10 protein-coding genes are annotated in these 9,539 nt (G+C 72.1%); 2 read left to right on the forward strand and 8 right to left on the reverse strand.

Going from position 1 to position 9,539, the window contains the following annotated elements; genetic code table 11:
• Window positions 1-13 precede the first annotated feature (13 nt).
• The 7 genes from IEZ17_RS25680 to IEZ17_RS25710 form a co-directional block, all read right to left on the reverse strand.
• Window positions 14-823 (reverse strand): ATP-binding cassette domain-containing protein, encoded by an 810-nt coding sequence (locus IEZ17_RS25680; protein ID WP_189303996.1) that lies wholly within the window; start codon window positions 821-823, stop codon window positions 14-16.
• Window positions 820-1,890 carry an ABC transporter permease gene (locus IEZ17_RS25685; RefSeq protein WP_189303998.1) on the reverse strand — a complete coding sequence of 357 codons (1,071 nt, stop codon included), beginning with the start codon at window positions 1,888-1,890 and terminating at the stop codon, window positions 820-822. Before IEZ17_RS25685 ends, IEZ17_RS25680 begins: the two co-directional genes overlap by 4 nt.
• The gene (locus IEZ17_RS25690) at window positions 1,887-2,870 is read right to left on the reverse strand and encodes a sugar ABC transporter substrate-binding protein (RefSeq protein WP_373299931.1); all 984 of its coding nucleotides are present in this window, start codon (window positions 2,868-2,870) and stop codon (window positions 1,887-1,889) included. The genes IEZ17_RS25685 and IEZ17_RS25690 overlap by 4 nt, the downstream gene beginning before the upstream one ends.
• Window positions 2,871-3,088: 218 nt before the next feature.
• Complete coding sequence (locus tag IEZ17_RS25695; RefSeq protein ID WP_189304000.1) at window positions 3,089-4,093, reverse strand: sugar ABC transporter substrate-binding protein; 1,005 nt, start codon at window positions 4,091-4,093, stop codon at window positions 3,089-3,091.
• Between the two features lie 237 nt (window positions 4,094-4,330).
• Window positions 4,331-5,050, reverse strand: coding sequence for a GntR family transcriptional regulator (locus tag IEZ17_RS25700; protein ID WP_308427700.1), 720 nt, complete (start codon window positions 5,048-5,050; stop codon window positions 4,331-4,333).
• 158 nt (window positions 5,051-5,208) lie between these two features.
• A complete protein-coding gene (locus IEZ17_RS25705; RefSeq protein WP_189304004.1) occupies window positions 5,209-5,946 on the reverse strand; it encodes an SDR family oxidoreductase in 738 nt (245 codons plus the stop codon).
• A 64-nt stretch (window positions 5,947-6,010) separates the two neighbouring features.
• On the reverse strand, window positions 6,011-7,381 hold the full coding sequence (locus tag IEZ17_RS25710) for an MFS transporter (protein WP_189304006.1): 1,371 nt from the start codon (window positions 7,379-7,381) through the stop codon (window positions 6,011-6,013).
• A gap of 61 nt (window positions 7,382-7,442) precedes the next feature.
• On the opposite strand from IEZ17_RS25710, the gene IEZ17_RS25715 reads away from it, so the two are divergent.
• Window positions 7,443-8,333 (forward strand): LysR family transcriptional regulator, encoded by an 891-nt coding sequence (locus IEZ17_RS25715; RefSeq protein ID WP_189304008.1) that lies wholly within the window; start codon window positions 7,443-7,445, stop codon window positions 8,331-8,333.
• 52 nt (window positions 8,334-8,385) lie between these two features.
• Complete coding sequence (locus tag IEZ17_RS25720) at window positions 8,386-8,796, forward strand: VOC family protein (RefSeq protein ID WP_189304010.1); 411 nt, start codon at window positions 8,386-8,388, stop codon at window positions 8,794-8,796.
• 11 nt (window positions 8,797-8,807) lie between these two features.
• On the opposite strand, the gene IEZ17_RS25725 is transcribed toward IEZ17_RS25720, so the two are convergent.
• On the reverse strand, window positions 8,808-9,539 hold a 732-nt coding region (locus IEZ17_RS25725), incomplete at its 5' end, for a transporter substrate-binding domain-containing protein (protein ID WP_189304011.1).

Here is a 9,539-nt window from a genome sequence, read left to right on the forward strand (position 1 = left end):
GGCGCCGCCGGGGTCACTCGGGGCGGTGGCCTCCCGGGAATTCCGGGGTCTCCGTACGGGCGAGCTCGTGGCTGAGCTGTTCCAGCTCGCTGCCGCCCGCCATCTGGCGGGTGAGCTCTTCCAGCGCGATCTCCGACTTGAGGTGGCTGCCGGCCATGGTGCCGCGCTTGAGGAGGACGAAGCGGTCGCCGACGAGGTAGGCGTGGTGCGGGTTGTGGGTGATCAACACCACGCCGAGCCCGGCGTCGCGGGCGGCGGCGACGTACTTGAGGACGACGCCGGACTGCTTGACGCCGAGCGCCGCCGTCGGCTCGTCCAGGACGAGGACCTTGGCGCCGAAGTAGACGGCACGGGCGATGGCGACGCATTGACGTTCGCCGCCCGAGAGGGTCCCGATGGGCTGGTCGACGTCGCGCAGGTCGATGCCCATCCGCAGCAGTTCGCTGCGGGTGGTCTCGCGCATGGTGCGGACGTCGAGCCGCTTGAAGGGGCCGACTCCGGTGGTCGGCTCGGAGCCGAGGAAGAAGTTCCGCCACACCGGCATGAGGGGGACGACGGCCAGGTCCTGGTAGACAGTGGCGATACCGCGGTCCAGGGCCTCACGCGGGGAGCCGAGCCGGGTCTCCCCGCCCTCGATGGCGAAGGTGCCGGCGTCGTGCTGGTGCAGCCCCGCGATGATCTTGATGAGGGTGGATTTGCCGGCGCCGTTGTCGCCGAGCACACAGGAGATCTCTCCCGCGTGCACCTCCAGCGACACGCCTTCCAGCGCCTTGATGTTGCCGTAGAGCTTGCTGACGTCACGAAGTTCGACAAGCGCAGTCATGATGTGGCCTCCGCCCGCTTGCGGACCCAGGCGTTCAGCAGCGTGGCGAGGAGCAGCATCGCACCGAGGAAGAACTTGTACCAGTCCGGGTTCCACTGCGCGTAGACGATGCCCTTGCTGGTCATGCCGAAGATGAACGCGCCGACGGCGGCACCGAACGCCGAGCCGAAGCCGCCGGTCATCAGGCAGCCGCCGACGGCCGCCGCGATGATGTAGAGGAATTCGTTGCCGACGCCGTCGCCGGACTGGATCGCGTCGTATGAGAACAGCAGGTGCTGGCCCGAGATCCAGGCGGCGAAGGCGACGCCCATGTAGAGGCCGATCTTGGTCCTGGTGACCGGGACACCGACCGCCCGCGCGGCGTCCGCGTTGCCGCCCACCGCGAAGATCCAGTTGCCGACCTTGGTCCGCAGCAGGATCCAGGTGGCGACCGCGACCAGCGCGATCCACCACACGATGGTGATCTGGACGTCGACGCTCCCGATGGTCAGATGCGAGGCGAAGAGCGCCCGGGCCGAGTCGAAGCCCTCCATGTCGGCGATGGACTTCGTCGAGACGGTGCCGCTGATCAGCTTGGTGAAGCCGAGGTTGAGGCCGGTCAGCATGAAGAAGGTGCCGAGCGTGATGATGAAGCTGGGCAGCTTCGTACGGGTCAGCAGGATGCCGTTGAGGACACCGAAGGCGAGGGTGACCAGCAGCGACACCCCGACGCCGACCCAGGTGTTGGCGGTCATCTGGTAGCTGAACATCGACGAGATCAGCGCCGAGCTGACGACCATGACACCGGCCGACAGATCGAACTCGCCGCCGATCATGAGCAGCGCGACCGGGACGGCCATGATGCCGATCGTCGAGGACGCGTAGAGGACCGTGGAGAGGCTGGAGGCCCGCAGGAACGGTTCGGCGGCGATCGAGAAGAAGAGGAAGACCGCGGCGGCGCCGACCACCGAGCCCAGTTCGGGGCGGCCCATCAGACGGCGCGCGAGCGAGCGGTGCAGCAGCCGCTCGTCACCCGCGCTCTTCGGCGGCGGGGCGGGCTGCCGGGGAGGTGCGTCGGTGTGGCTCATCGGGTCCCCCGCTTCGTGTAGTCCAGGAGCGCGTCGGCGTCCTTCTTGGTGATCACCTGGGGTCCGGTGAGCACCGGCTTGCCGCCGCCGAGGACGTCGGAGTTGTACTTGTCGAGCCACAGCAGGTCGACCGCCTCGTAGCCCTGGAGGTAGGGCTGCTGGTCGACCGCGAAGCCCAGCGAGCCGTCCTTGAGGCCGGTCGCGACCTGCGCGTTCAGATCGAAGGTGTCCACCTCGGCCTTGCTGCCCGCCTGCTCCCTGGCCTTGACGGCGGTGGGGGCGAAGGGCGCGCCGAGGGTGACCACCGCGTCGATGGACGGGTCGGCCTGGAGCTTGGACTCGATGGACGCCTGGACGTCGGGCATGTTGGTGCCGTCCACGTACAGCTTCTGGAGATCGCCCTTGAACGTCTTCTTGGCGCCGTCGCAGCGCTGCTCGTGGCCGACGTTGCCCTGCTCGTGCAGGACACACAGCGCGTTCTTCCTACCGCGCTTGTTCAGCTCCTCGCCGACCGCCTCGCCGGCCACCGTCTCGTCCTGGCCGATGTGGCTGAGCGCGCCGAACGCCTTGGACTCCTCGGCGCCGGAATTCACCGTGATCACCGGTATGCCGGCCTTCTCGGCCTTGAGGACGACGTCCTTCATGGCGTCCGGCTTGGCGAGCGAGACGATCAGCCCGTCGACCTTCTGGTCGATGTAGGACTGGACGAGCTGGCTCTGCCGCTGGGCCTCCTTGTCGTGCGCGTAGACGAACTTGATGTTGTCCTTGACGGCGGCCTGCTGGGCGCCGTTCTGCACGATGTCCCAGAAGGTGTCGCCGTCCCCGGAGTGGGTGACCATCGCGAACGTCCACCGGGGGGTGTTGACCGCCGCCTTGCCGCCGGCCGCCTGGGCTGCGCGCGCCTCCTCGGCACGCCTGCCCCCGGTGCTGCTGCATCCCGCCAGGGAGGCGCCGAGCACCGCTGCCAGCACGGCGCACACGACGCGTCCTCTTCTTCCTACCCTTGCCACGAGGACTTGCCTTTCCCGCTGTTGTCGCTGTGCCGGCTGCGTTCGCCGGCCCGTCCGTGCCGGCGGTGCCTGCCGTGCCTGCTCTTCCCGCTGTCGCCGCGGCTCCGGCCGGCCGGTCCGGGCAACCTTCCAAGTATCCGTTACCGGTGATCTGTACCGGTTCATGGGGTCCCGCCTTCCCTTCTGCGTCACCGGGTGCCACGCCCCGTGTACTGCTCCAGCTTCGGTACGTCCTTGTCGGTGACGATGGCCGGCCCGGTGAGCACCGGCTTGCCGCCGCCGAGGACGTCGGCGTTGGCCCGGTGCAGCCAGAGCAGGTCCACCGCCTCGTACCCCTGGAGATACGGCTGCTGGTCCACGGCGAACGCCACGTCCTTCGCCTTGAGGAGCTTGACCACCTCGGCGTTGAGATCGAAGGTCGCGATCTGCGCCGAGCTGCCGGCCTCCTTCTTCGCCTTGACGGAAATTGACGCGATGGGTGCACCCAGCGTGACGACGGTGTCAAGGGAGGGGTCGGCCTGGAGTTCGGCCTGGATGGAGGACTGGGAGGCGGGCGCGTTGGTGCCATCGACGTTGAGGTTGTCGACCTTCCCGTGGAACGCGGCACGGACGCCGGCGCAGCGGTCCTCCAGCGACACATTGCCCTGCTCGTGGATGACGCACAGGACGTGCCGGGCGTGCCGGTTGTTCAGCTCGTCGCCGACCGCTCGGCCGGCCACCGCCTCGTCCTGCCCGAAGTGCGCCAGCGCCCCGTAGGCCGCGGAGAACTCACCGCCGGAGTTGACGGTGACGACCGGTATGCCCTGCGCCACCGCCTTCTGCACGGCGGCCTTGACGGCCGGCGGCTTGGCGAGCGTGACGATCAGCCCGTCGACCTTCTGGTCGATGTACGACTGGATCAGCTCGGCCTGCCGCGCGCCCTCGCTGTCATGGGCGTAGAGGAACCTGACGTTGTCCTTGGCCGCGGCCCGCTGGGCGCCGTTCTGCACGATGTCCCAGAAGGTGTCGCCGTCGCCGGCGTGGCTGACCATCCCGATGGTCATGCGGGCCGTGCCCGCGTGCTTGCCGCTCCCGCCGGGCGCGCTCCTGGCAGCGCTGCCGGAGGCACCGCACCCGGCGAGAAGGGTGCCGGCGGCCAGTAAGGCGACGACGGTGCGGAACGTCGTGTTCCGAGCAGATACGGGTCGAGCCATGCGCGCGCAGATCATCGTGGACCGCCTTCGCTCCCCGGCCGCCGGATTGCGGCTGGAGGAGTTCTAACGGCGCGCGTCCGGCCACGTCAATAGTTTGTCCGAACATTCTGACGCGAGCGTGGTGGCCGGGCGGGGGGCGGACCGGGCGGCGGCCGGCCCGCCGCTCCGCGGACGCGGGCATGCCGAAGCACCGCTGACCGGCGGACGAAACCGCCGGTCAGCGGGGAAAGGACCGGTTCAGGGCCGGACCAGCAGCTGGAACTCGAAGGCGTAGCGGGACGCGCGGTAGACGTGCGAGCCGAACTCGACCGGGCGGCCGGTGTCGTCGAAGGTGGTGCGCTGCATCGTCAGCAGCGGCGCACCCTCGGCCTCGTCGAGCCGCTCGGCCTCCTCGGCGGTCGCCGCGCGGGCGCCCACGGCCTGGCGGGCGCTGTGCAGGGTGATCCCGGCCGACCGCATCAGCCGGTACAGCCCGGTCTCCTCCAGGTCGGCGGTCTCCAGCCGGAGCAGCCCGGCGGGGAGGTGGTTGCGCAGATGCGCGACCGGCTCGCCGTGGGTCAGCCGCAGCCGCTCGACCAGGGCCACCTCGGCGCCCTCGGCGATGCCCAGCGCGGCGGCGACCTCGGCGTTCGCCTCGGTCGTGGTGTTGAGCAGCACCCGGGTCGCCGGCTTCTGCCCGGCCGCCTCCAGGTCGTCGTAGAGGCTGCTCAGCTCCAACGGGCGCTTGACCTGGCTGTGGACGACCTGGGTGCCGATACCGCGGCGGCGGACCAGCAGCCCCTTGTCCACCAGCGACTGGATCGCCTGGCGCACCGTGGGCCGGGACAGGCCGAGCCGGCCGGCCAGGTCGATCTCGTTGCCGAGCAGGCTGCCGGGCGCCAGCCTGCCGTTCTCGATCGCGGCCTCCAACTGCTGGGACAGCTGGAAGTACAACGGGACCGGGCTGTTCCGGTCCACGCTGAACTGGACGGGGCTCTCGGTGCCCGCGGCTTCTGTATCGCGTTTCCCCACGCCGGCGAGCGTATCCGTCCGCGCAGACGACGGGAAGCCCGGAGGTCACAATGTCCGGACAAGGGGGGTTGGCGCCGCCCGGCGCTCCGGGCGCGGCCGTCCGCCTACCAGGGAAGCGGGCGGCCGTCGCGGAAGAAGCCGCCCGTCGGGCCGTCGTCGGGCAGGGTCGCCGCGTACAGGACGCTCGCGGCGCCCTCCGCGACCGGCCGGCCGCCCGGTCCGCCCATGTCGGTGGCCACCCAGCCGGGGCAGACCGCGTTGACCAGCACCCCGTCGGCCCGCAGTTCGGCGGCGAGCATCCGGGTCAGCGCGTTCAGCGCGACCTTGGAGGCCGAGTACGCGGGGGTGCCGCCGCCCATATTGGTCAGCGAGGCGGCCTCGCTGGAGACGTTGACCAGCCGCGGATGCGCCGAGGCGCGCAGCAGCGGCGCGAAGGCGATCGCCATCCGCCACGGTCCGTAGAGATTGGTTTCGGCCGCCTCGCGGACCACGCGGAGATCGGCGGTGACGGCGCGCTGCCAGGTGTCGTAGGCGATCCCGGCGTTGTTGACCAGGACGTCCAACCTGCCGAATTCATCGGCTACTTGGGCCGCCGCGATGGCCACACTGCGGTCGTCGGTGACGTCCAGCCACAGCGGGCGTACGTCCAGGACGTCGCCGTCCCGGACGCCTTCGCGCAGTTCGTCGGCGGCCCGCCGGGCGGCGTCCGCGGAGCGCCCGGTGAGCAGCACCGTGTGGCCGCGCTCGGCCAGCCGGCGGACGACCTCACGGCCGATGCCCCGGGTGGCGCCGGTGACGAGGGAGACGGTGGCGGCGGTCCGGGCTGCGGGGGTGGGAGGCACGGTGGCTCCTGGGGTCGTCGCGGGGGGGCGGCGGATACGTAGCCCGCCGGGGGCGGGCCCTCACTCAGCGGGCCGCCGGGCCGCCCGTACGGTCGCCGGTCCGGTCGGCGGCGGCGGTGTCCGCCGGTATGCCGGGCTGCTGGTCCGCCGGCACCGGGCGCCGCTCCGCCGGCCGCGCATCGGCGGCCAACGCGCGGATCCCGGCGATCAGCAGCAGCGCGCCCAGCAGCGGGCCGGCCGCCGCGATCCCGACCGTGGCCGGGATGCCGAACTGGCCGGACAGCGCGCCGAAGGACAGCGGTCCGATGGCGGCGCCCGCGAACAGCCCGCCCTGCATCGCCGCCCCGGCCCGCGCGCTCTCACCGGGCAGCAGCCGCATGGTGGCGGCGAGCAGCAGCCCGGTCCAGCCCCAGCCGCCGGCGACCGCGAGCAGCGCGCCGGCCAGGAACGTCAGCGGCGTACCCGCCGTGATCAGCGCGAGTCCGGCGGTGCCGGTGAGCATCATGGCGGCGACGGTCCGCGGGATGCGGTGCGGCGCCCGGTCGGCCTGCCGGCCCGAGCCGAGACGGATGGCGATGCCCAGCACGCTCGCCAGCATCTGGAGCGTCCCGGCCGTCCCCGCGGAGAAGCCGGCGGCGGTGCCGATCTGGATGAAGTACGCCGAGCCGACGTTGCTGCCGATGGTCGCCAGGGCCGCGGCGACGCTCCAGGCCGCCACCACGCGGCCGGTGGTCCGGGGGCTGTGCACAGCGGCCGGGCGGGGTGCCTCGCCCGGTCCGGAACTCATTGCGGACGAAGGGGAGTTGACGGCCGGCGGGCGGGCCAGCGCTGCCGCCGCCAGCGACGTCAGCGCGATCCCGGCCGCCGTCCACAGCGCGGGCCGCCAGCCGTACGGGGCCGCCACCAGCGTGACCAGCAGCCCGGGGAGGAACGGCCCGGCACCGAGGGACGCGCCGAAGAGGCCGCCCGCGAAGGAGTGCCGGCCGGGCGCGATGTCCGCGGCGATGACCCGGGCCGCGACCGGCTGGGTGAAGGCGTTGCCGAACCCGGCGAGGGCGAGCAGCAGGCACAGCTGCCAGAGGTGGCCGGCGAGCGCCAGCCCGGCGAGCACGGCCGCCGCCAGCAGGCCGACGGCGCCGAGCACGGCCCGTACGGGGAGCCTCGGCACGATCCGGCGGGCGGCGAACGACCCGAGCGCCGTAGCGGCGAAGAAGCACGTCACCGCGGCGCCGAAGGCCGTACCGGAAAGGTGCAGGGCCTGCTGGACGGGCGCCGCGAGCGCGGGCGCCATCAGCCCCGGCGTCACGGCCGCGACGCTCACGAGGACGGTGGCGACCAGCCGCCCCCAGTGGCTGCGGCCGGCCGGGTCGGTGGCCGGCGAGCCGGGCAACGAGGGGGGCGGGGCGGGGAGTTGATGCTGCTGCGGTGTGTCCATGCAGCGATCCTCGGGCCGGTTTCCCCTCCCCGTCCAAGACCGTTTCTGATAACCAAGAGCTATGGATGCCCATGTGCGCGATCTGCGCTACTTCGTCGCCACGGCCGAGGAGTTGAACTTCACCCGGGCCGCCGAGCGGCTGTTCATCTCGCAGCCGGCGCTCAGCAAGCAGATCCGGCAGCTGGAGGACGGCCTCCGCGTCAGGCTCTTCCACCGCGACCGGCGCGCGGTGGCGCTCACCGCCGCCGGCACCGCCCTGCTGCCCAGGGCCCGCGAGGTCATCCAGCTCTGGGACGAGGCCCAGCGGGCGGTCAGCGACGCAGCCGCCGCCGAAGCCGCCGTCCTGACGCTGGGGGTCTCCACGAGCGTGGGCCGCGGTCTGCTGCCCGCCGTCCGGGCGCGGTTCGCCGAGCGGCGCCCCAACTGGCAGATCCGGGTACGGCAGATCAGCTGGGAGGACGGAACGGCCGGCCTCGCGGACGGCACGGCGGACCTGGCGCTGCTGTGGCTGCCGTTCCCCGAGCAGGCGGCGTTCACCGTCGAGGTGGTGGCCACCGAGCCGCGCTGGGTGGCGCTGCCGGCCGGGCACCGGCTCGCGGACGCCACCGAGATCCCGTTCGACGAGCTGCTCGACGAGCCGTTCCTGGCGCTGCCACAGAGCGCGGGCGAGCTGCGCGACTACTGGCTGGCGGTGTCCGAACGGGGCGGCCGGCCGGTGCGGACCGGTGCGGTGGTGGCCAGTGCGGACGAGACGTTCGAGGCGGTGGCCGCCGGGCTGGGCGTGGTCCTGCTGGCCGCCGGGAACGCCGCGATCTACCGGCGCCCCGGCGTGGTCGCCCGCCCCGTCAGCGGCCTCTCCCCCAGCCAACTCGCCCTGGCCTGGCGCCCGGACGACCACCGGACGGTGCTCCGCGACGTCGTCGAGGCGGTACGGCAGCTCCCCGTCCCGTAACCTCCCGTCACATCCGGCCCACCGCCCGGCGCCCACCTTTCGAGGAGCCCCCGTGCCCGTACGCCGCGTCGTCCCCGATATCCGTGTCGCCCCCGGCGGCGAGCCGGACGCGCTGGCCGAGAACCGCGCGTTCTACGGCCTGCTGGGCTTCGAGGAGGTGATGAACCACGGCTGGGTGATGACCCTCGCCTCGCCCGCCAACCCCACCGCGCAGCTCACCTTCATGACCCGCGACGAGAGCGCGCCGGTCGCCCCCGACCTGAGTATCGAGGTCGAGGACGTGGACGCGGCGTATGCCGCGGTGCTCGCCTCCGGCGCGCGGATCGTGCACCCCCTCCAGGACGAGGCGTGGGGCGTCCGCCGCTTCTTCGCGGTGGACCCGAACGGGCGGGTGATCAACGTCCTTGGACACCGGGCACCGGCCCCCGCCGGACCGTCCGGCTCCGACGGCTCCGCCAACTGACCGGACGTCACTCACTTCCCCATCCACGCGCTCTCGTACTTCCGGTACGTGCCGTCGTGGGTGGCCAGGTGGACCCACTGGTTCACATACGCCAGGAACGCGTCGTCGCCGCGGGGCAGCGCATACGCCTTCTCGGAGAAGGTGAACGGCCGGTCCGGATGGACGGCGCACAGTTCGGGGTGGATCCTGGCCTGGTAGCGGGTCTCGCTCGCGTCGGTCATCATCACGTCCGCCCGGCCGGCGACGATCTCGTCGAAGATCGTGGTGTTGTCCGGGTGGACCGTGACGGTGGCCCTCTTGAGGTGCGTACGGGCGAACTGCTCGTTGGTGCCACCGGGGTTGACGATGACCCGTGTCCCGGGCCGGTCGATCTGCTCCAGGGTTTGGTACCTGTCCTTGTCCGCGCAGCGCACGATGGGCGTCTTGCCGTCGGTGCGGGTCGGCTCGCTGAAGTACACGGCGCGGGCGCGCGCGAGGGTGATGGAGACGCCGCCCATGCCGATGTCGCAGCGGCCGGCCGAGAGGTCGCCGACGAGCGCGGCCCACGTGGTGGGGACGTAACGGGGCGTGGCGTCCAGGCTCTTGGCGAGGTCCCGGGCCATGGCGATGTCCACACCGCTGTAGGCGCCGGTCCCGGGGTCGCGGTAGGTGAAGGGGCGGTAGTCGCCGGTGGTGCAGACGCGCAGCACTCCGCGGCGCGGGACGGTGTCCACCAGGCTCGCCGGCCGCCGGTCGTGCCGGTC

Source organism: Streptomyces albospinus, assembly GCF_014648695.1.
GTDB classification, from domain to species: domain Bacteria; phylum Actinomycetota; class Actinomycetes; order Streptomycetales; family Streptomycetaceae; genus Streptomyces; species Streptomyces albospinus.